The 22,216-nt window shown below is 57.8% G+C and carries 19 protein-coding genes and 3 pseudogenes; 19 read left to right on the forward strand and 3 right to left on the reverse strand.

Going from position 1 to position 22,216, the window contains the following annotated elements:
• The first annotated feature begins 154 nt into the window (after positions 1-154).
• The 14 genes and pseudogenes from LQ231_RS23695 (at position 155) to LQ231_RS23760 (ending at position 14,129) form a co-directional block, all read left to right on the forward strand.
• Positions 155-2,824: a winged helix-turn-helix domain-containing protein gene (locus tag LQ231_RS23695; RefSeq protein ID WP_230174411.1), complete on the forward strand. Its 2,670-nt coding sequence runs from the start codon at positions 155-157 to the stop codon at positions 2,822-2,824.
• Between the two features lie 103 nt (positions 2,825-2,927).
• Entirely contained in the window at positions 2,928-3,467 is a 540-nt protein-coding gene (locus tag LQ231_RS23700; RefSeq protein WP_230174414.1) for a transporter, read from the forward strand.
• Positions 3,468-3,576: 109 nt separating this feature from the next.
• A pseudogene (locus tag LQ231_RS23705) lies at positions 3,577-3,738 on the forward strand (pyruvate/2-oxoglutarate dehydrogenase complex dihydrolipoamide dehydrogenase); the annotation flags it as partial.
• Positions 3,739-3,897: 159 nt separating this feature from the next.
• Positions 3,898-4,461, forward strand: coding sequence for a cysteine hydrolase family protein (locus tag LQ231_RS23710; protein WP_230174416.1), 564 nt, complete (start codon positions 3,898-3,900; stop codon positions 4,459-4,461).
• 61 nt (positions 4,462-4,522) lie between these two features.
• Positions 4,523-5,974 carry a catalase gene (locus LQ231_RS23715; RefSeq protein WP_230174418.1) on the forward strand — a complete coding sequence of 484 codons (1,452 nt, stop codon included), beginning with the start codon at positions 4,523-4,525 and terminating at the stop codon, positions 5,972-5,974.
• Positions 5,975-6,042: 68 nt separating this feature from the next.
• Positions 6,043-7,128 (forward strand): hypothetical protein, encoded by a 1,086-nt coding sequence (locus LQ231_RS23720; RefSeq protein WP_230174420.1) that lies wholly within the window; start codon positions 6,043-6,045, stop codon positions 7,126-7,128.
• Positions 7,129-7,252: 124 nt separating this feature from the next.
• On the forward strand, positions 7,253-7,825 hold the full coding sequence (locus LQ231_RS23725) for a MarR family transcriptional regulator (RefSeq protein ID WP_230174422.1): 573 nt from the start codon (positions 7,253-7,255) through the stop codon (positions 7,823-7,825).
• A 45-nt stretch (positions 7,826-7,870) separates the two neighbouring features.
• Positions 7,871-8,587, forward strand: coding sequence for a hypothetical protein (locus LQ231_RS23730; RefSeq protein WP_230174424.1), 717 nt, complete (start codon positions 7,871-7,873; stop codon positions 8,585-8,587).
• 77 nt (positions 8,588-8,664) lie between these two features.
• Positions 8,665-9,216, forward strand: coding sequence for a peroxidase-related enzyme (locus LQ231_RS23735; RefSeq protein ID WP_230174425.1), 552 nt, complete (start codon positions 8,665-8,667; stop codon positions 9,214-9,216).
• A 61-nt stretch (positions 9,217-9,277) separates the two neighbouring features.
• Entirely contained in the window at positions 9,278-9,844 is a 567-nt protein-coding gene (locus LQ231_RS23740) for a redoxin family protein (RefSeq protein ID WP_356637393.1), read from the forward strand.
• A gap of 7 nt (positions 9,845-9,851) precedes the next feature.
• Positions 9,852-10,562 carry a glutamine amidotransferase gene (locus LQ231_RS23745; RefSeq protein WP_230174426.1) on the forward strand — a complete coding sequence of 237 codons (711 nt, stop codon included), beginning with the start codon at positions 9,852-9,854 and terminating at the stop codon, positions 10,560-10,562.
• Positions 10,559-11,272: an MOSC domain-containing protein gene (locus tag LQ231_RS23750; protein ID WP_230174427.1), complete on the forward strand. Its 714-nt coding sequence runs from the start codon at positions 10,559-10,561 to the stop codon at positions 11,270-11,272. The genes LQ231_RS23745 and LQ231_RS23750 overlap by 4 nt, the downstream gene beginning before the upstream one ends.
• Positions 11,273-11,306: 34 nt before the next feature.
• The gene (hmpA, locus tag LQ231_RS23755; RefSeq protein ID WP_230174428.1) at positions 11,307-12,515 is read left to right on the forward strand and encodes an NO-inducible flavohemoprotein; all 1,209 of its coding nucleotides are present in this window, start codon (positions 11,307-11,309) and stop codon (positions 12,513-12,515) included.
• 591 nt (positions 12,516-13,106) lie between these two features.
• Positions 13,107-14,129, forward strand: coding sequence for an IS110 family transposase (locus LQ231_RS23760; protein ID WP_036567425.1), 1,023 nt, complete (start codon positions 13,107-13,109; stop codon positions 14,127-14,129).
• 629 nt (positions 14,130-14,758) lie between these two features.
• On the opposite strand, the gene otnI is transcribed toward LQ231_RS23760, so the two are convergent.
• Both otnI and LQ231_RS23770 read right to left on the reverse strand, forming a co-directional pair.
• Positions 14,759-15,526 (reverse strand): 2-oxo-tetronate isomerase, encoded by a 768-nt coding sequence (otnI, locus tag LQ231_RS23765; RefSeq protein ID WP_230174429.1) that lies wholly within the window; start codon positions 15,524-15,526, stop codon positions 14,759-14,761.
• 1 nt (position 15,527) lies between these two features.
• Positions 15,528-15,650: pseudogene (locus LQ231_RS23770) on the reverse strand (NAD(P)-dependent oxidoreductase); the annotation flags it as partial.
• Between LQ231_RS23770 and LQ231_RS23775 the strand changes: the two are divergent.
• From LQ231_RS23775 to LQ231_RS23795, 5 genes and pseudogenes are all read left to right on the forward strand, one after another.
• Positions 15,644-16,165 (forward strand): annotated as a pseudogene (locus LQ231_RS23775) (FGGY-family carbohydrate kinase); the annotation flags it as partial. The pseudogenes LQ231_RS23770 and LQ231_RS23775 overlap by 7 nt on opposite strands.
• Positions 16,166-16,937: 772 nt before the next feature.
• Positions 16,938-17,864, forward strand: a complete 927-nt coding sequence (locus LQ231_RS23780) for a sugar ABC transporter substrate-binding protein (protein ID WP_163897501.1) — start codon at positions 16,938-16,940, stop codon at positions 17,862-17,864.
• An 83-nt stretch (positions 17,865-17,947) separates the two neighbouring features.
• Positions 17,948-19,483 (forward strand): sugar ABC transporter ATP-binding protein, encoded by a 1,536-nt coding sequence (locus tag LQ231_RS23785; RefSeq protein ID WP_230174430.1) that lies wholly within the window; start codon positions 17,948-17,950, stop codon positions 19,481-19,483.
• 35 nt (positions 19,484-19,518) lie between these two features.
• Positions 19,519-20,532: an ABC transporter permease gene (locus LQ231_RS23790; RefSeq protein WP_230174431.1), complete on the forward strand. Its 1,014-nt coding sequence runs from the start codon at positions 19,519-19,521 to the stop codon at positions 20,530-20,532.
• Positions 20,533-20,565: 33 nt separating this feature from the next.
• Positions 20,566-21,327 (forward strand): sulfite exporter TauE/SafE family protein, encoded by a 762-nt coding sequence (locus tag LQ231_RS23795; RefSeq protein WP_230174433.1) that lies wholly within the window; start codon positions 20,566-20,568, stop codon positions 21,325-21,327.
• Between the two features lie 3 nt (positions 21,328-21,330).
• On the opposite strand, the gene LQ231_RS23800 is transcribed toward LQ231_RS23795, so the two are convergent.
• The gene (locus tag LQ231_RS23800) at positions 21,331-22,215 is read right to left on the reverse strand and encodes a MurR/RpiR family transcriptional regulator (RefSeq protein ID WP_230174435.1); all 885 of its coding nucleotides are present in this window, start codon (positions 22,213-22,215) and stop codon (positions 21,331-21,333) included.
• Between the last annotated feature and the right edge of the window lies 1 nt (position 22,216).

Here is a 22,216-nt window from a genome sequence, read left to right on the forward strand (position 1 = left end):
GCAGATAAATATTGCCAATGTTCGGTTGCTTGGCAGTCTCGTACTTTCGTCGCCTTGTTCGGCAGATTTGATTAATGTTAGTTTGAAGCACCGGTCAACGGCGTGGGAAATAGTAACGCGCTCGACATCGGATTAGTGTCGCAAGGGTTTTAGGTTGGAAGAAGAACTGCATTTCGCACCGTTCTCTTTGATTCCCGTCAGACGCTGTCTGATGCGGGACGCGGTCACCGTCTCCCTCGGAAGCAGAGCCATGGACATCCTTTTGTTCATGATCGCACACCCTGGCGAAGTTAAAACCAATCAGGAGATCTTGAAGCATGTCTGGCCCGACACTTTCGTGGACGATGCCAACCTTCGGGTTCATGTCTCCGCCTTGAGGAAGGCTCTTGGCGATACGAAAGCCGAGCCGCAGTTTATCGCCAATGTCCCAGGACGCGGTTACACATTTATTGCGCGTTTGGAGCGCCGCTCCTCGGAGGCTCCGTCCGTGTCGAACACGGTTCGCGATTTTCGCGATCCCGAACAGCTCAAGGTGTTCGGTCGCGATAGAAGCATCGAAGCGATCCTCTCTCAGCTGGACAAAGGTCGCCTTGTCACCCTGACAGGACCCGCCGGCATTGGAAAGTCCACGGTCGCGAAAGCCGTAGCAGCCATATTGGCCCGTAGGCTTGCTGTTTATAGGGTCGAGTTGTCCGAAGTGGCTTCGGGCGAACTAGTATCGACCGTCGTCGCGACAACGCTCGGCGTTCGATCCCGCTCGGGTGATATGCTGGAAACCATCTCAGGTGCGCTTGAAAGTAAACCCTCGCTAGTAGTACTCGACGGGTGTGAGCACTTGATCGATGACGCGACCAGGTTCGTCGAGGCGGTATTGAACCGCACGACCACGGTCCGATTCCTCTCCACAAGCCGCGAACCGCTCCGGGGCAACGGTGAACGTGTTCACCGCCTCCTGCCGCTCGAAGTTCCGGCGGAGCAAGTGAGCGTGGACGAGGCGCTGAAGTTTCCTGCCGTTCAGCTTTTTGTCGAAAGAGCGGATGCCTGTCTCGGTGGGTACGAATTGAGCCAGGCAGATGTTCCGACTGTTGTTGAGATATGCACGCGCCTTGACGGGATAGCGCTGGCAATAGAGCTAGCGGCTGGCTGCCTCGAATCCGTGGGTGTCGAATCGCTGAACAAATCGCTCACTGACTGTTTCAAGGTTCTGGGCCGCGGGCGGCGGACGGCGTTGCCGAGACACCAGACGCTACGGGCGGCCCTTGACTGGAGCTATCTGTTATTGACACCCGCCGAGCAAGGAGGCCTCGCCGAACTCTCTGTCTTCCGCGGTCGCTTCTCCATGTGCGCGGCCGAGGCGGTCATGACTGAAAGCGCCTATGATCTCCTGACAACGCTTGTCGCAAAATCATTGGTTGTCACCGACCCAACCGCGATCAACCCGTCATACCGCCTGCTGGACACAACCCGGATATATGCTGGCGAGAAGTTGGCAGGACGCGGTGACTACGACAACACGATGAGGAGGCTTGGAAGTTTTCTTTGGGACCTTTTGGATACCTCGGCTTCGACGATGCATACGCATGCCACCGCCGATGTCGCGCAGGACTTCGGTTACTTGGTACCCAGCCTCCGGGCCTGCCTCGACTGGGCATTTCTCGGTCAGGGTGACAGGCTACTCGGTGCAAAAATCACGGTCGCAGCTCTACCGCTGTTCTTCAAACTTTCGCTCTATGACGAATGCATATCCGCCGTCAAAGCATCGATCAGCTTCCTGGACGCCAATCCGGATGTCGACGAGGCCAGCAGAATGAAACTTTACACCGCTTTGGGATGGCCTCAACTTATCGCCGCTGATGCCCCGGGACGCGGCGCTCAAGCGTGGGCGGCATCTGCCCGCATCGCTGAGAGATTGGGAGATGTTGATCATCAGTTGCGGGCCATCTGGGGATTATGGGTGGACACCTTGAACAGGGGCGAGCCAAACAAGGCGCTTGCCCTGACCAAGCAGTTCGCGGAGGTGGCCGTAGCGTCACCTGATCCGGCTGACATGGTCATCGGCCGCCGAATGACCGGTGCAACGCTTCACTGGCTTGGCCGCCATGCGGAGGCTGCCGATTACCTCCACGCCATGCTGGAAGAGTACGAACACCTTCCGTCGGCTGGGCATGCAATACGATTCCAGTTCGACCAGCGGGTGACCGCACGGATCGTGCTGTCACGATGCAAGTGGTTCCTCGGCCGTGAGCAGGAGGCCATGTCAGACGTGGTGGCCACACTTGGGTACGCAGAAAGCATTGGCCATTATGCGTCTCTGACCAATGCCCTTGCGGAAGCGGCCTGCCCCCTTGCACTGATGTCCGGCGACAACGAACTGGCTGCACGCTATGTTGCGATGCTCAGAAATCACACGAAGGCGACCATGCTTGATGTTTGGCGAACCTATGCAGAGTGTTTCGAGGCCGAACTCATTCGACGAGGCGGTGACGATCAGGAAGCACTGCGCCAACTCCGACATGGGCTTCAGTCACTCCGGAAAGCTGGTTTCATTCTGTTCGAGACGATGTTCGTGACGACTGAAGCCCGCGCACTGTCCAGGCTTGGCCGTAATACAGAAGCTGTCGCTGTGCTGGATACCATCTTGCAAAAGACGAAGGCCTCGGGAGAGGCTTGGTATCTTCCGGAAGTTTACCGAGCCAAGGCGAACATCCAGTTTAATATGTCAGATGTGGCAAACGCGAGGCTGAGCCTCGACATCGCGGTACGTACGGCCAGTGCTTCCGGGGCAATCGCATTAACCCGGCTTGTCGAACGCGACATGGCCTGACCGGGAGCACACGGCCCTGCTGACCGGTTTACACGGATTTGCAACTCTAAACTCGCTTCCTTCTCTTTGCGCCGGCATTGTCTACAATGAAGAGGAGTCCGACATGGAAGGCAGCCAGCCGATCCGTTTACTTGTCATTCTTTCGACAGACGAAGGGGCCGATGTATCAGATGGCTCAGTCACACTCGCACATATTGTGTCACCTTATTATCTGTTCAAAGATGAAGGCGCGGAGGTGGTACTTGCCACTTTGACCGGCGGTCATCCCAGTCTTCCAGACTTTAGAGCCGCAGAGCCACAGGAACCGAGTGTTCGCCGGTTTCTCCTCGACAGAGCAGCCAGGGACGATCTCGCCGATACCTTAGCTGCCAGCCAGATAGTCTCCGAGGACTTCGACGCGGCTCTTTCCCTCGGGTTCTCCGGTACATTGTGGGAAAGCGAAATTGACGGCGTAGCCGCCATACTCACCTCCCTGTTGCGAGACGGCAAGCCCGTTGCAGTCATACCAGGCAACACCGGCGCGGTTACCCCTGATGCCGAAGGCGATGGTCTTTTGATCTTCGGCAAGATGGATGAAGCGCCTATCTTGGCTGCGCACGCACTGCTGGCGATCGTGAAGGAACGCCGCCATCGCATCGGTTGACGCCTTTTGCAGTCAAAACTTCCGTTTGCAAAGATTTATGACGCTTAACTCGTCAAACGACCGCAGATTGGGCAACCTCATTCCATCGAAGGTTGGCGGCGGAGGATAAAATGCAGGAACACAACTGACACTCGGGGCGGCTTTTCTCGGCATCATCGACGCTATGAATGCACGCACGCCGTATCCGCACCTGCAATGGTCGGTGCCTATCCATCCGACCGTGTCGGAACTCGTGCCCACGCTTATCGGAGACCTCCGAGCAGCCTCCTGAGCTGAACCCGGAAAGTGAAGTGTGTACCCCTGCCGGCTCGGTTTTGTCCTGCAGGCCACTGGTGAGGAAGGACAAGCTTCCTGTCGTCAATCCCGCAACAGGCTTCCACCAGCGGCACCCGCCGCGCGGATGGCAGCGCATTGGATGAAGGAAAGTACCATGAGCAAGAAAGCATTGATCGTCGTCGATATCCAGAACGACTACTTCCCTGGTGGGAAATGGACATTGTCCGGCGTGGAAGCCGCGGCCCGCAACGCGGCGCTGCTGATAGCGGAGGCAAGGTCTGCAGGCGACCTGGTCGTTCACATCCGGCACGAGTTTCCGACTGCCGATGCGCCGTTCTTCCAACCCGGCTCGCAGGGTGCGGCGCTGCATCCGAGCGTGATCAATCTCGATACCGAGCATGTGGTGCTAAAGCACCATATCAACTCGTACCGGGACACCGATCTCAAGCAACACCTCGACGCAAACGGCATCGGCGCGGTCGTTGTCTGCGGCAACATGAGCCACATGTGCGTCGATGCCATCACCCGCGCTTCGGCAGACTTCGGTTATCCCGTCACCGTGGTCCACGACGCATGCGCCTCCCGCGACCTCGAATTCAACGGCGTGACCGTGCCTGCCCATCTTGCCCACGCTGCCTTCATGGCGGCGCTCGGCTTCGCCTACGCGCGCATGCAGTCGACCGACGAGTATCTCGGATCGGCAGCGAAAGCGGCCTGACGTTTCCGGACGGCAATCGCTGCCGTCCGGTCACACTCCACAAAGCAAATAGGGGACCGCTATGAAGAACAAGCTCACCCATGCAAACGGCGCGCCCGTCGTCGACAACCTGAACATACAGACTGCAGGCCCGCGCAGCCCTGCGCTACTCCAGGATATCTGGCTTCTCGAGAAGCTCGCCCATTTCGACCGCGAAGTTATCCCCGAGCGGCGAATGCACGCCAAGGGATCGGGAGCCTATGGCACGTTCACTGTCACGGGTGACATTTCCCGATTTACGAAGACGAAGCTGTTCAACGAGATCGGCAAACAAACACCCGCGTTCGTTCGCTTCTCAACCGTCGCCGGAGAACGCGGCGCGGCCGATGCCGAGCGGGATATCCGGGGTTTCGCGGTCAAACTTTACACAGAGGAAGGCAACTGGGACATCGTCGGTAACAACACACCCGTCTTCTTCTTCCGTGATCCGCTGCGTTTTCCAGACCTTAACCACGCCGTCAAGCGAGACCCCCGTACGGGCATGCGGAGCGCGACCAACAACTGGGATTTCTGGACCTTGCTTCCCGAAGCGCTGCACCAGGTCACCATCGTGATGAGCGATCGAGGCACGCCGAAGTCTTACCGGACCATGCACGGCTTCGGGTCACACACCTTCAGCTTTACCAACGCTGACAACGAACGTGTCTGGGTCAAATTCCATTTCCGCTGCCAGCAGGGTATCCACAATCTCACTGACCAGGACGCGGCGGCGGTGATCGGCAATGACCGTGAAAGCCATCAACGCGATCTCTACGAGGCTATCGAGGCCGGAGACTTCCCGCGATGGACTTTATGCGTGCAGGTGATGACGGAAGAACAGGCGGCCGGCCATAGGCATAATCCATTCGATCTTACCAAGGTCTGGCCGCATGGCGACTATCCGCTGATCGAAGTCGGTGTCTTGGAGCTGAACAGAAACCCGGCCAATGTCTTCGCCGAGGTTGAGCAGGCAGCGTTCAGTCCTGCCAACATCGTTCCAGGTGTCGGGTTCTCACCGGATCGGATGCTGCAGGCGCGCCTGTTTTCCTATGGCGACGCCCAGCGCTATCGACTTGGTGTCAACTTCAACCACATCCCAGTCAACGCGCCGAAATGCCCGTTCCATTCCTTCCATCGTGACGGCGCAATGCGAACCGACGGAAACCTCGGGTCTACGCTCCACTACTATCCGAACTCAGAGGCGGAATGGGAGACCCGGCCTGACATGGCAGAGCCGCCATGGCCGACAGGCGACTACGCAGCGCATTTCGACCACAGGGTTGACGAGGACCATTTCGAGCAGCCGGGCGATCTGTTCAGGCTGATGTCACCGGAACAGCAGCAGGCGCTATTCGACAATACCGCTCGCGCCATTTCGGGAGCGGACCACCACATCAAGGAACGCCACGTCGTTAACTGCATGCGGGCCGACCCACGCTATGGTGCGGGTGTCGCGGCGGCCATCGGCGTCGATATCGCCCAAGCGGCGGAGTGAGAGGCAGAGTGAGAGGCAGAGTGATGAGACGATCAATTGCAGGTGCTGCTTTTCTCAGCGGTATCGCGGTGGCCATACCCGCCCAGGCTCATGTCAAATGGTTCGCCCCGTACATCGTAGGCGCACCTCCGCAACCGATAGCGACCGTGCTCACCGATTCGTGGTTTTGGATCGGCATTGTTCTCGTCGTCGTATTCTTTGTGTTGACCCGCCTGGTTGAGATCAGTCCATTTGGTGCCCGCGTTCACGACGGACTGGACCGTGTCGCGGGACCTCTATGGAAGAGGCTGGACGACTACGTCCGTGTGACGGTCGGCGCGTTCTTCGTGGCGATCTTCTCTGTCGGCGGCGTTTACCTTACGCCTGATCTCAAAACCCCAGCTGAATGGGTATCCTGGCTTCAATTGTTGATCGCCGCCTGCATCTTCTCGCGCAAGACAATGCCGCTGGCGGGCATTGGAATTTTGGCGCTCTGGCTCCTCGCCATTCGCGATTACGACCTGTTTCATCTGTTCGACTATCTGGCGCTCGGTGCGGGTGTCGCAGCCTACCTCATCCTGGAGCCTTCGAAGAACGAGACCTGGCGGTCGCATCGCTTTGAGGCTCTGCGTTGGGGACTCGCCATTGCATTGATGTGGTCGAGCCTCGAAAAGTTCGCCTACCCGGACTGGTTCTATCCGCTTGTCGTCGAAAAACCTTTCCTGACTTTCGGCATGCCGAGAGACGTGTTCATCCCGATGGCAGGCGTCGCGGAATTCACCATGGGCTTCGGACTGCTCTGGACACCACTGATCCGTCGGTTGTCGGCAATCGCGCTAATTGTGATTTTCACGGCGGCAGTCTGGCCGTTCGGGCGTGTCGATCTGATCGGCCACGGTTTGATCATGGCTATTCTGGTGGCGGTCGCCTGCGATCAGTGTCGAGTGACCCGGTTTCTGCCTTCACTGAAGGTCCACCTCCCGGCCATACCAGGAGGGATAGCCAGCGCGTTGGTGGTGTTTGCAACCGCATATTGGGGCCTGCATCTCGCCTTCTACGGAGCCGAAGGGTTTACGGGCCTGGCAACCACTGAGCGGGCAACGCATTCGCACAACGCAGAACAACCACACGGGCCGATATCGGACACGGGTATCGGTGCGCCGCCGACGAAATGAAAATCTCGGATCAGCCCTTGTTTTAAATAGGAGTCCTATTTATATTGCCCTCATGGAAACACCGAAGAACCCCACGTCTGTCAATCACCGCATCCGCGAAGGTCTTTCTCGCTTAGCAATGGCCATGCGGACCGATGACTGGACCCGCGCCAAGACGAGCGGCCTGAACCCAACGCAACTCGCCATTCTCGAATTGCTGGAAGGGCGAGCGGATGGGCTGGGTGTAAAAGAAATCGCCGCCAATCTCGGCGTCTCGCAGCCGACGGCGACAGACTCGATCGCGGCCCTCGAGCGCAAGGGCTTTGTGGCGAAGCGAAGCGCTGGCGCGGACAGGCGCGGCGTTAATGTCGGCATCACGGGTGAGGGGGTTTCGGTGCTTGAGGAAGGCCAAAATTCGCCAAACGTCGCTGAGCAATCGGTCGATGCCTTGGCAGACCACGAACAGGAAGAACTGCTGATTACACTGGTCAAGATGATCAGACATCTGCAGGAGATCGACGCGATCCCGATCCAGCGCATGTGCGCCAGCTGTCGTTACTTCGCGCCGTTCGCCCATTCCGATGCGGCACAACCGCATCACTGCAATTTTGTCGACGCGGCGTTCGGCCAGCGGGATATCCGCATCGACTGTCGCGAACACGAGACCGCCGATCCCGCGTCACGGGCAGCCACCTGGGACGTGTTTCAACAGGGATAGTTCTGCAACCCCTCCAGGCTATGGAGACAAGAGGAGAATACGGAAATGACCAGGATATTTGCAGCCGGCGCGCTTCTCGCCGGAACGGCCTCGCTATGGCTGACGTCCGCCAGCGCCCACACAATCAAGGCCGATCCCGCAGAGGCGATACAAGCACCATTCGACATTATCGAGACGACAATCGTCACCAAGGGTGACTCTGCCGTCTTCACAACACGCGTCCGAGGCGAGGCCGGCTCGGAGAAACCTGCCGCGACAGGCAAGTTTGAAGGCTCGGATGTCTACGCCTATGTCTGGCCGACATCGCTCAATAGCGGCGAGATCGGTTTCGACAAGGATCAGGGCATCGTCGCGCTGGCCGTCACCTTCCATCCGGATTTCGACGATGCGGCCAAGGGTGGAAAGAACCGTGATGTGTGGCACCCTCACTGGGTCGTGCTGGCTGACGACAAGGCCTGTGGTGGTGGCTTGAAGGTCATCGACATCCCGGAAGGCACTAAGCCGAAAGTTCCGGAAACATGGCCGGGAGTACCCTTGCTCATCGACAGCCCGGAATATCCAACGACGTTCAAGGGCGATGCCGTGGACGTCACTATCCCGCTGTCTCTGATCGGCGGAATCGCCGGCGCATCTTACGACGGCGTAACGGCAGGTCTTAAGGTCAATGGCAATCTGCACGCGCCGCTTCTGTGCGTCAGCAACGTCTTCAAGGTCGCTTCCGGCAATCTCAGCCTTCCCGGAAAGGTCATGCCTTCGAAGTGACTTGAACTGCGCGGGTCCGCCGACAGCCATCGACGAACCCGCATATTCCCCCCTCCAGGCTAATAGAGAGAAAGAACATGTCCAGAATTACACTTATCGACCCGGCCAACGCAACAGGCCAGACATCGGAGCAGCTTACCCAGATCAAGGGTGCGTTCGGCATGGTGCCGAACATGTTCAAGGCTGCAGCGAACTCTCCCGCCGCCCTGACCAGCCTGTGGGGCGCGTTCGGTGCGCTCGGTAGCGGTCGCCTGGGTGCCAAGCTCGGCGAGCAGATCGCCGTCGCAATCGCCGACCGCAACAATTGCAATTATTGCCTGGCTGCCCACACAGGTCTTGGCCGCAAGGCTGGTGCTACAGCGCAGGAGATGGCAGAAGCCCAGGCCGGCCGCTCGGCTGATCCGCGTACGGCCGCCGCTCTCGCCTTTGCGATTACCGTCGTCGACAAGCGCGCCGGAATTGATGCAGCCGATGTAGACGCTCTGCGCTCAGCAGGCTTCGACGACGAGGAAGTCGTAGAGATCGTCGCGCACATCGCGTTGAACCTGTTCACCAACTACCTGAACGTCGCTCTCGACGTGCCGGTCGACTTTCCAGGTGTGAAACTCACGCGAGCCGCCGCCGCTTGAACCACCTGGGGGGCGGACCGACCTCCCCTCCGGTCCGCCCCAAAACATAAGGATTAAAATCATGTCTACGACATCATCGACGCTCGCCCCCGAATTGGCGGTGAGTGAATGGTTCAACACGCCCGCACCGCTGACGTTGGCCACCTTGCGCGGTCGCCCTGTGTTCATTCATACCTTCCAGCTGCTCTGCCCTGGCTGCGTGGCAGAATCGATACCGCAGGTTCAGCGGATCGAGCGCATCTTTGGTCAAACCGACCTCCAGGTTATCGGCTTACACACGGTGTTTGAACACCATGCTGCAATGTCTCCCGTCACCTTGAAGGCATTTCTGCACGAGTACCGCATCAGGCATCCGGTCGCTGTCGATCTCGCCGACGAGCGCACGGATACCCCGATTACGATGCAGCGGTTCGCGCTGCGCGGGACCCCGTCCTCCATCCTGATCGGCCGCGACGGTGCGCTCATTCATCAGGCATTCGGCGTTGAGGAGGACCTGGCTGTCGGAGCTCGGATCGCCATGGCGCTGTCTGCCCGCATTCCAGATATCGCTGCCCCGACGTCCTTCTCGGGGGATGACGAAAGATGCGCCGACGGCCGTTGCGAATTTCCGTCGCAGAGCGCCGCGTGAGGGCTCCATGGAAAAGACCGCCCTTGTGCTTAGGCACGTACATTTCGAGGACCTCGGGTCCTTCGCGCAACTCCTGGAAGACGCCGGATATCGCTTCGTCTATAGCGATGTAGGAGACTTGGACTTCTGCAAGGGCGATCCCCTGGAGCCTGATCTGCTCGTCGTTCTCGGCGGACCGATCGGCGTTTATGAACACTCCGCCTATCCGTTTATAACCGTCGAACGGGAGTTTATCAGAACCCGCGTTGTCGCAGATCGTCCGACAATGGGCATTTGTCTTGGCGCGCAGCTCATTGTTTCTGCGCTTGGGGCAACCGTTTTCCCGTCCGGTTCCAAGGAAATCGGCTTTTCGAGCCTGAGACTGACCGATGCCGGACGCGCAAGCCCATTGAGGCATCTTGAGGGTGTCGCGGTGTTACACTGGCACGGCGACACGTATTCCCTACCTCTGGGTGCCACGAACCTCGCGTCATCGTCATTGATCGAGCAACAGGCATTTGCAATCGGGCCGGCTATTCTTGGACTTCAGTTTCACCTCGAAGCGGAAACGGAGAAGGCTTTCGACCGCTGGCTCGTCGGGCACGCCTTCGAGCTGGCCTCGGCCGGGATCGACATTTCTGCATTGAGGTTTGAAGCGCGGGAGCGCGGCCCGCTTCTGCGCGAGGTCGCAACGCTCGTACTCAGGGACTGGCTGGCCCAGCTTCGGGTGAAGCCGTGACCGATTTTCACCTGTCGGCCTTGCTCACAGGCTCACTGAAACCACTTGGCAAGCGCGCCGTTGCAAGCGGCATCGTGAAATCGGCTGTCGACGGCCCGACGCGGCTGACTTCGACTGGATTCCAAGGTGATGCCCAGGGCGATCTGGTTAGGCACGGCGGCCCCGAAAAGGCAGTCCACCACTATCCGTTCGAGCACTATGCGTCGTGGGCGACCGAGATCGGATCTCACGAACTTCTCCATCGACCCGGGGCTTTTGGGGAGAACGTTTCGACTGTCGGGCTGACAGAAGACGCCGTCTCGATCGGTGACGTTTTCGAACTCGGCTCCGCGACGATCGAGGTCAGCCAGGGACGACAGCCCTGCTGGAAACTCAACGAGCGTTTCGGCAGACCTGACATGGCAACGGCCGTCCAGTCTTCGGGTCGGACGGGATGGTACTACCGCGTCCTATCGCCTGGAATAGTCGGTCCTTCGGATCGACTCAATCTCGTTGCCCGCAGATCGGCGGAGTGGACCGTCGCCCGCGTCTGGCGCGCCTTCTACGTTGACACCCTGAATGCGGAGGAACTCGCCCGCCTCTCGGAGGTCCCGGCACTCGCCGAGGCCTGGCGCAACCACGTTCTCCGAAGGCTCAAGACAAACAAGGTCGAAGACTGGACCAAACGCCTGACGGGTGCTGATCCGGAACCCGTCGCAACCAGACACTGAAAACATACAGTTTTAAGCGAAGGAGGGCACGAAGATGCCACGCACTCTCACTGAACATACGAAAACAATCGTCAGGGCAACCGTTCCGGTGCTGGCCGAACACGGGGCCGCGGTAGCGGCCGCAATGTATGATCGGCTGTTCCAGAACGAAGATGTCAAAGCGCTATTCAACCAGTCTAACCAGGGCGGAGGCGGACGTCAGACCCATGCGCTTGCCAATGCGCTGGTCATCTACGGCCAGAACATCGACAACCTCGAAGTCTTGTCAGCGGCTGTCGAGCGCATCTCGCACAAACATGCCAGCCTCCGCATCCTGCCCGAACACTACCCGCATGTTGCGACCGCACTGCTCAGCGCCATCAAGGATGTCCTCGGCGATGTCGCGACAGAAGAAATCTTAAATGCGTGGGGCGAGGCATACTGGTTCCTGGCAGAAATCTTGATGGAAAGAGAACGGGTGATCTATTCCGACCAGGCTGCGGCGGACGGCGGCTGGAATGGCTGGCGCGACTTTGTCGTGGAGACCAAACATCGCGAGAGTTCGACCATTACCTCCTTTGTCCTGCGTCCGGCCGATAGCGGTCCTGCATCCCGGCACCTGCCAGGCCAGTATATCACCCTGCAGCTCCCGTTCTTGGGACAAGCCCCCCAACGTCGAAACTATAGCATCTCGTCTGGCCCAAATGACAGGACCTACAGGATTTCCGTCAAGCGCGAACCTCATGGCCTTGTCTCGAGGTTTCTCCACGACAGCGTCCATGAAGGCGACACGCTGTCCGTAGCTCCACCGTCTGGAGACTTTTTTCTCGCCAAAGCCTCGCAAGGACCTGTTGTCTTGTTGAGCGGCGGCGTGGGGTTGACCCCCATGGTCAGCATGCTGGAGTCGATAGTCGAAACTGGTTGCAACGCTCCTTTGTTCTTCGTTCACGCTACCCAGCACGGCGATGTCCACGCGATGGGCCAACACGTGAGAGCGCTCGCTGAAAATCATCCTGAAATCAAGGCGGCAGTGTTCTACACGTCACCGCGCGACAACGATGAACACGGAAGACATTATGACCACGCGGGCAGGATCGACATTGACTGGCTGTCACGGAACACGCCGCTCACCGATGCGAACTTCTATGTTTGTGGCCCGGATGCTTTCCTGTCTGCGATGGTGGATGGTCTGATATCGAAAGGCGTTGAAAAAAATCGAATTCACTACGAGTTTTTCGGTCCGGCCGTCGAACTTGCCTCTTGAGAACAATCACCCGGGAGCGCATCTCGTGTTCCCGGGTCATGCAATCAAAGGAAGGGGTCGAACAGACGTTGTGGTTAGGTCGATGCATGTAGGCTTCGAAATAATGTGGCTTGTTGAGTGCGAGCATTGGAAGTCGCCAGTCACGAAGCTCCACGTTCTAGGGCTACGCGAGATTGTGAACGACCTTGGAGCCGATCGAGGCATCCTACGGTGAGAGGTTGGATTTCAGTCTGGGGCAATTGAAGCTGCAAACCTGACGAATGTTCAAGTCACCTCATAAGCTTCAATTGCAGTGGAAACGCACCAAGACATACCGGCCATGCGACTATGAGAACTTTATGATCGAATCCAAACAAGCCGTGATCGCTATTGGCAATTCGGCAAATCACATCGGAAAGCGGTAGGGCTTCGAAACGAATTTATGGAAATGAGCTACAATGGCAGCAGTGTCGTCGACTACTGCCGTAGCCTTTTTTGTCCCAAGCATTCAGGGGGCGCTATCAAATTAAAATTGATGATGTGGACGGCCCTCCGAACCCGTCGCGCGAGATGCTAAGATCATTCTGCGCAACTCAGAGAAGGAACCGTGTCATGACTTTCGAGAAGATCACTGTCGTCGGCCTGGATCTGGCCAAGAACGTGTTTCAAGTTCATGCTATCGATGACGTCGGCAATGTTATTGTCCGGCGGCAGCTTCGCCGAAACCAGCTCCTGCATTTCTTCGAGCAGTTGCCACCCTGCCTGGTCGGCATGGAAGCTTGTTCGACTTCACATTACTGGGCGAGGGAACTCGGTGCCTTAGGCTTCGATGTGAAGCTTATGCCTCCGGTATATGTAAAGCCGTATGTGAAGCGTGGGAAAAACGATGCAGCAGATGCCGAAGCGATTTGCGAGGCAGTCACCCGTCCCACCATGCGCTTCGTACCGGTGAAAAATTGCGAGCGTCAGGCTCTTCTTATGCAGCACAAGACCCGAGATCTTTTCGTGCGGCAGAGAACGGCTCTGATCAACGCACTCCGAGGCCATTTGGCCGAATTCGGTATCATCACGCCTCAAGGAAAGTTCGGACTGAAAGCTGCTCTCGAAGCCTTACACGTCGCGAAAGACCATCTTCCTGAACCGTCGTGGCAACCCTTCAAGCACATTCAGATGCAGCTAGAAGAGCTGAGCAATAAGATCGCCGAGCTTGATCGCACCATAATGCAGTGGTGCCGGGACCAAGCTGCCGCTCGGAGGCTGATGACCATCCCAGGCGTCGGCTTTCTCACCGCGGCAGCAATCGCGGCTTCGGTCGGCAATGCCGAGGAATTCAAATCAGCGCGACAGTTCGCGGCTTGGCTTGGCTTAACGCCGCGACAAAATAGTAGTGGCGGAAAGGAGAGGCTAGGGCGGATCAGCAAGCAGGGCGATCGGACAATCCGACGCTTGCTGGTAGTCGGCGCCACTGCCGTCATACGACGGGCGCGCATTGATGCCCCATCATTCCCATGGATCGCGAAGCTCTTGCAGCGCAAACCGGCACGCATGGTGTCGGTAGCGATCGCAAACAAGACCGCCCGCGTCGCGTGGGCTCTTCTGAGAAGAGAGGAGACTTACCGGCACGCAGCCGTTTGAAGGAATCCGGCTCGGCAATCGTCGACCGGAGGAATGAAGGACTGAGTAATGATGGCGAACCGGTTGGACCGGGGATGGAGCAAAGCCTAGGTTCCCCCAGAGCCTTGAGCTCGACAAATTGATTGGCTCTCCATCCGCGGACTTCATCAGGGCCAGTGGCTACAATGCCACGATAGAAGGCCGGACACATGACTGAACCTGACCGATCCCATCGATACAAAAGTCTTGCATTCCACGGGCCGTCCACACATGAGGAACCGGAGCTTTTTGTGCGCCAAGGTCTGCCTACAATTTATCCCGATATTTACAGTGTGGCGGATGTCGTAGAATCCTTGACGGCAGAATTGGAGGGCAAGCTTGACGTCGCCCAGGCTGGTCTCACCTCCAAAGATTAGTAGCTGGAGGCTGCGCTGCCATTTTTGCAATCGCTCCAAGGTCTAACTTTGCCACGTGGACAAATGGCTGGTTTTAGGGAAGGGAAATTCTACTGCGCGGCTGACCCCTCCGGCCAGCGTCCCCCGCGCAGAGCAGCTCGGCATGTACATTTGGCAAAATCAGGGATTTGAACGCGGGTCAACGATTTCGAACCAATCGGTGTACCGCGTGCCACCCAAGTCCCCGCGCCAAGATTAGAGTTTTTTCATCCAGCTGAGCCCATCGTGCGTACCACCTGCCGGACGATATTCGCAGCCGATGTAGCCTCGGTAGCCGATCGCGTCGATCTCCGCGAAGATCCTGCGGTCGTCGAGTTCGCCAGTCAGCGGCTCGTGGCGCTCGGGCACCGAGGCGATCTGGATATGGCTGATGATCGGTATCATCTGCCGGAGTGCCATGATCACGTCGCCATGCAGGATCTGCCGATGATAGATGTCGAATTGCAATTTTACATGGGCCGCATTGGTCTCATTGACGATGTCGACCGCACGGCTGAAGTCATTGAGGAAGTAGCCCGGCATGTCGCGACCATTGATCGGCTCGATGACGAGACCGATGCCGGCTTCGCCGGTCCGCTCAGTGGCGCGCTTGAGGTTTCCGCGATAGGCTTTGATCGCTTCAGGATCGGACGCCGGCGCCAGTCCCGCCATCATGTGTAAGAGCGGCGTCCCGATCACCTTGGCATAGGCGATGGCCGTGTCCAGGGCTGCGGCAAAATCGGCCTCACGACCGGGCAGTGCGGCAATACCGCGTTCGCCTGCCTCCCAGTCGCCGGCAGGCATGTTGAAGAGCGCCTGGGCGAGGCCCGCCGCCCGCAGGCGCTCGGCGACAACCTCGGCTGGATGGTCATAGGGAAAGAGATACTTGACCGCAGTGAAGCCGCAGTCCGCCGCCGCCGCGAAGCGGTCGAGGAATGGCACTTCGTTGAACATCATAGAAAGATTGGCGGCAAATTTCGGCATGTCAGTCCTCGTCTTCCATGCCGGGCAGCTTGAGGCCGGCGATCTTCGCAAGCAGGCGAGCAACCGAGCTGTCGTCGTCGCGGCCCATGCCGGCGGCTTCAGTCATGATGAAGAGTTGCGTCGCAGGCGGTGGAGCTCGCTGCCGGCATATATGTTGTCCCGGAATTCCTCGGCAATCGAGCGCCCTTCGCCGATCCTCATGCCCGAGCCGTAATTGCGGGGCTCGGGATGGAGCGCGACTTCGATAATCTCGTTGCGCTTTACATCGCCGGCCTCTGCGGCATTGGCTACGGGTTGCGCCAGATCATCGAAACCCAGGCGAAGTCCGGGGCTAGCGTTGAGCAGGTGGTGATCAGTGGTGGTGCGGGGGCGAGCCCTCTGGTGCGCCAGATCCTCGCGGATGCCTGCGGCAAGCCGGTCGTCGCAATTGCGGCCGAAGAGCCAGTCCTCCTCGGCTCGGCCATTCTTGGCAGCGTGGCGGCGGGCGTTTACCCCAATGTTCGTCAAGCCATGGAAGCCCTCTCCACGATTTGCGCTGTCCACAAGCCGACGTGCAACGAACTTGGGCAAATCCATGAGCAACGTTATCAGGCCTTCGTCAAACTCCAGGCGGTTTCGAAAACGATGCGCGCTGTCTGATGCCGTTGTTTAAGATGGCAAGAAGGTCCGGTCTGCTGCCGTCTCTCGATCTCTGAATGGGATGACGGCACCGAAATCGCTGCTGAATTCAGCTCCCCGTCGGGCAGTTCGGAGCTCGGGATTTTCAATAGCATGATGCCAAAGCACTGCGTCAATGGAGCGAGATCACCCCTTGCACATTACAAACTCCCAAGTTTAGGCCTTGCAGGCTCCCAAGTTCGTAACAAATTCCGCCCAGCTCCTGACTTATCCCGGTCTGAAAGCAGGCAATACAGGCGCGGCATTCATCCAGTCGGCGATCCGATCGAATAGCGAATGTGGCAGCTAGGTGCCTGTCGAACAAATGGCGCGGTTCTTCCGACAGGGCCTACGGGACCCGGACAATTGGCTGGTCCGAGATCGGGGATAAGTGAACAGCAGCCTCTTTGGTTGCCTATCAGTCGGCTGGTGTCGCGCAATGCAGGCGCAATTCCGGAAGCAATATTGCCGTATAATTATTCTCGCAATTTTTGTTGCGCAATAGAATTTACGTGAGTATGTTGACCATGCACCGGGGGATACCCGCTGCATGGGAGAGAAGCGCGAAGCGTTCATAACGCTTCGCTCGTGATGGTGCCGAGGAGGCTAATCGCAAGGACCGAAACTTATCCAGGTGGCACGCTTGCGTTGTCCGCCAAGGCGAAGCTGTGTCCGCGATGGCCAGATGGGACTTGAATGGGCGTTCGTACAGGTTCGACGCGTGCAGGGATTTAACGGAGGAGAAAATCTCATGATGAAGAAGTTCGCAATCACTACTGCATTTTGTGCCCTGATGTCGGGAGCTGCACATGCCGAAACCATCGGTGTCGCAATGTCCCTGTTCGACGACAACTATCTGACAGTGCTTCGTCATAATATTGAGCGCCACGCGAAGGACCTTGGCGTGGAAGTGCAGATGGAAGACGCGCAAGGCGACATCGCACGCCAGCAGTCTCAGATCGAAAACTTCGTCGCCGCCGGCGTCGACGGCATCATCACGATGCTGGTCGATGCTGACTCCGGCAGGGCTATGTCGAAGATTGCCGAAAATGCCGGGATTCCCTTGGTTTTCGTCAACATGCTGCCGGCCAACATGGACACGTTCCCGGAAAAGCAGGCTTGGGTTGGTTCGGACGAAGAGCAGGCAGGTGAGCTGCAGGCGACCGAAATCTGCAAGCTTGCAGCGGGCAAGGGTGACGCAGTTATCCTGATGGGCCAGCTCGGAACGACCGGCCAGCGTGGTCGTACGGCCGCCGTCGAGCGCGTCCTGAAAAGCGATGCCTGCAAGGACATCAAGGTCCTCGACCAGCAGACCGCAAACTGGATGCGTACTCCGGCCCTCGATCTGATGACCAATTGGACCACCTCAGGCATCAAGCCCACCATCGTGTTCGCCAACAACGACGAAATGGCGCTTGGCGCGATCCAGTCGCTGAAGGCCTCGGGTGTTGCCATGGATGACGTAATCATCGGTGGCGTGGATGCGACCCAGGATGCGCTCGCAGCTCTCGAAGCCGGCGATCTCGACGTCACCGTCTATCAGTCCGCGAAGGGCCAGGGCGAAGGTTCGCTCGACACGGTTCTGAAGATTGCCCGTGGTGAAAAGTCCGAACAGCGGGTCGCGATCCCGTTCGAGCTCGTCACGCCGGAAAACGTCGCGAAGTACAAGTCCAGTAACTAAGCAACTGGCGGGGACGATCAGGGTTTCCATGATCGTCCCCGCCTTGGCAACTGGGCGCTGCCTGCAGACACCACAGGTGATACATGATTTCGACATCGACCCGTCAGGCCATAGAGGACTTCAAAGCGAAGGCGAGGCCGTATCTGCTTGAGATTGAGGGCATACGGAAAGAATTCCCGGGCGTCGTTGCGCTAGATGGCGTTGAGTTTCGCCTTCGGCCAGGAACTGTTCACGCCCTGATGGGAGAGAACGGTGCCGGCAAAAGTACGTTGATGAAAATCATCGCGGGAGTGTATGCGCCTGATCAAGGCACGATCAAACTGAGGGGTGACGAAGTCCGGTTAAAGAGCCCAAGGGATGCCTTGGAGCAGGGGATCGCAATGATCCACCAGGAACTCGCTCTGATGGCCTGGATGACGGTCGCCGAAAACATCTGGATAAGGCGGGAGCCGCTGAACGCGCTTGGTCTCATAGACCACAAGCGCATGATGGCGAACACACGGGAGTTGTTCGATCAGCTAAAGATCGGGATCGACCCTTCGGCCGAAGTCAGCACGCTCACAGTCGCGCAGAAGCAGATGGTCGAGATCGCCAAGGCGGTCAGTTATGAATCCAGCGTTCTGATAATGGATGAGCCAACCTCTGCCCTCACTGAATCCGAGGTGAGTCATCTTTTTGAGATTATCCGTGACCTTAGGTCCCGGAATATCGGAATTGTCTACATTACACACAAAATGAACGAGCTGTTCGAAATCGCGGATGAGTTTTCGGTATTCCGTGACGGCCACTACGTCGGCACTCACGCCAGCACCGACGTGACCCGCGACGATATCATTCGAATGATGGTTGGGCGCGAAATCACCAACATGTTTCCGAAGGAAGAGGCACCGATCGGTGATGTAATCCTGGAGGTCAAAGACCTTGGACTAAACGGTGTCTTCAGCGGCATCACCTTCGATCTGCGCCGTGGCGAAATTTTAGGTGTGGCTGGCTTGGTCGGCTCCGGACGCTCCAACGTCGCGGAAGCGATTTTCGGCGTAGTCCCGGCCACCGAAGGTACGATCAGGGTCAACGGCGAGGAGATAACAATCAGTTCCCCAGCCGATGCGATGCGCGCTGGCATGGCGCTACTGACTGAAGATCGTAAGGAAACGGGCTGTTTTTTGCCGCTGACCATCCTTGAAAATATGCAGATCGCAGCTTTGCAGCACGGTCATTCCCAAATGGGCTATGTCGATGAAAGCGGCCTCAGAATCTTGTGCGACGAGATGAAGAACGCAATGCGGATCAAGACTCCGAACCTTGATGAACGCATTGAAAACCTCTCCGGCGGAAATCAGCAGAAGGTGCTGATTGCGCGATGGTTGCTGACAAAGCCGAAAATTTTGATCCTGGATGAGCCAACCCGAGGCATCGACGTCGGTGCCAAGGCGGAAATCCATCGACTGATTTCAAACCTGGCCAAGGAAGGCGTGGCCGTCATCATGATTTCGTCGGAGCTGCCCGAGGTCCTCGGCATGTCGGACAGAATTCTCGTCATGCATGAGGGACACATGACCGGAATCCTGGACCGGGCGGAAGCCGATCAAGTCAAGATAATGGAACTCGCGGCCCGCTGAGGTCGCAAAGGCGAGAATGCCGAGGAGGAGACGAAATGGAAAACGTGCAAGCGCAGCCGGCCAGCCCAACGAGACGAAAACTGCCTCAGGAACTGAATATCCTGACCGTATTGATCGGAGTGGCGCTCGTCTTTGAACTTCTTGGGTGGTTCGTCCAGGGACAAAGCTTTCTGGGAAATCCCCAGCGCCTGACCATCATGATCCTCCAGGTTTCCGTTGTCGGCATCATCGCCATTGGAGTAACCCAGGTCATCATCACCGGCGGTATCGATCTCAGCTCTGGCTCCGTCGTCGCGATGACTGCAATGATTGCCATGAGCTTTGCGCAAACGAGTGATTTTGCGCGTGCCATCTACCCGGGTCTTACGGACTTGCCGGCAATCGTACCCATCCTGATCGGTGTCGGCCTCGGCTTGATCGCCGGTATCATCAATGGTGCACTGATCGCGTTGACAGGTATACCACCCTTCATCGCGACCCTCGGCATGATGGTCACCGCACGCGGTGTCGCAAAGTGGTACACCAAGGGTCAGCCGATTTCCTTCCCATCGGAAAGTTTCGCCAGCATCGGCTCGGGTGCATGGCCAGTCGCCATCTTCTTGCTGGCAGCGGTCATTTTTCATCTTGCCCTTCGCTATACACGGTACGGCAAGTTCACCTACGCGATCGGCGCAAATGCACAGGCTGCGCGTGTTTCAGGCATCAACGTCCAGGCGCACCTTGTGAAAGTCTATGCGATCGCTGGCATGCTGGCAGGTCTCGCAGGGGTCGTCACGGCTGCTCGAGCGGAGACTGCCCAGGCTGGAATGGGCATGATGTATGAACTCGATGCGATTGCAGCCGCCGTCATTGGTGGGACATCGCTTTCGGGTGGACGTGGAAGGATATTTGGAACGGTGATCGGCACAGTCATTCTCGGCCTGATGATGTCCGGCTTTACGTTCCTGCGCGTTGACGCTTACTACCAGGAGATCGTCAAAGGGCTGATCATCGTCGCCGCTGTGGTCACCGATGTTTATCGGCAGAAAGCTCGGGTCAAGAAGGGCTGAGTGTCATCGAACTCGCCAGTCTTCGAGGCAATCATGGCCGATGGATTTTTTGGTAGCCCCTTGGAGTTGGCCGTCACAGCGGTGGCGGTCTTCCTTGTTGGTTTGTCTAAGGGAGGGCTCGGGGGAATGAGCCTTCTCGGGGTGCCGTTGATGGCTCTGGTTATGTCGCCAATCACAGCTGCTGCGATACTTCTGCCAATTCTTGTGGTCATGGATATCGTCAGCGTCGCCGCTTGGAGGAAGTGGGTAAACTGGAAAATACTGGTTCTCGTTTTGCCGGGTGCTCTAGGCGGTATTGGGCTAGCCTGGCTGACGGCCGAAGTGACATCTGACGCGGTCGTTCGGCTTATCGTCGGATTGGTGTCCCTGACATTCGTCTTGCGCGTCGCGTTGGCAAGAACCGTTACCGGAGCAGTGACCGGTGAACGTCCATTGGCTGCCAGTTTCTGGGGCACACTCGCCGGCTATACAAGCTTCGTCGCGCATGCCGGGTCCCCGCCCTTGCAGGTCTATATGTTGCCACTGCGACTTGATCCCAAGGTTTTCACCGGAACAACGGTGATGTTCTTTGCGATCACCAACGCTGTGAAGCTGGTGCCCTATGCAGCACTGGGTGGTTTGGGTGTTGAGAACCTCAGCCGCGCGGCCATCATGATGCCCCTGGCTATCTCATCTACATGGCTGGGAGCATGGGCAGTACGCCGTATGGACGCTGCCGTGTTCTATCCCATGACTTACATTTCGGTCGCGGTCGTTGGTGTGAAGCTCGTTTGGGACGGCATAGTTGGTCTGTAGACGCTAAATGCCCGTCACTGTCGGAATACGGGGAGCGGTATCGTTCTTCTGAACTCGGGCCGCGACAGCGACGGTCAAGGCCTGAGCTAGGCACATAGGCGCTGCAAGAGATCGGGAGAAGGTATAGTCATGTTCGGGAACAGAGAACAGGACCTTAGCGGACTTAGCCAGCGGTGAGAGCGTGCTGTCGGAGATCGCGACGACGGGGACGCCAATCTTCTGCGCCTCTTCGACGATGTTCACCACTTCATTTGCATAAAACCGGAACGACACGGCAATCAACGCGTCCGTGCTTTTCATCGTCCGCGCCATGTGCGTAGCCAAGCCCCCTCCCGGATCGAGCAGCACACAACGTTTTCCCAGCATTGTTAGGATGTAGCGCAGCAATTCCACAACAGGTGCGGAGCGCAACTGTCCGATGAGGTAGATCGTGTCTGCCCCTTCTATGACGTCTGCCGCCATAGCGAGGTCTTCGCCGCTGGTCCGTTCGAGAATGTCCTGCAAGGATGCAATGTCGCGCACGACCAAATCGTGAAGGAAGCCGTATTCGGATCGATCCTCCCTGTTCATCAATTCGTTGTCGAGCGCCTTGATTCTGGCCTCAAAGCCCGGCGCAGCCGTCGCGAGCCTCTTTTGAAAGAGAACCTGTAGCTCCTTGAACCCCTTGTATCCGAGCGCCTGGGCGAACCTGACGAAGCTCGACGCGTGCATCCCGCACCGCTCAGCGATGGTGTTGACCGACTGGACGGCGACCTCATTGGGGTTCTGGGTCAGATAGACAGAAATCTTCTGATAGGTCTTGCTCATCTGATCATGGCGTTCATGGATCAGACGGATCAACTCTTCGTAGTCTTTAGGTGATGTCGTGGGTGTCGGTTGTTGCTTCATG

The organism is Rhizobium sp. CECT 9324, assembly GCF_918741265.1.
Taxonomy (GTDB): domain Bacteria; phylum Pseudomonadota; class Alphaproteobacteria; order Rhizobiales; family Rhizobiaceae; genus Allorhizobium.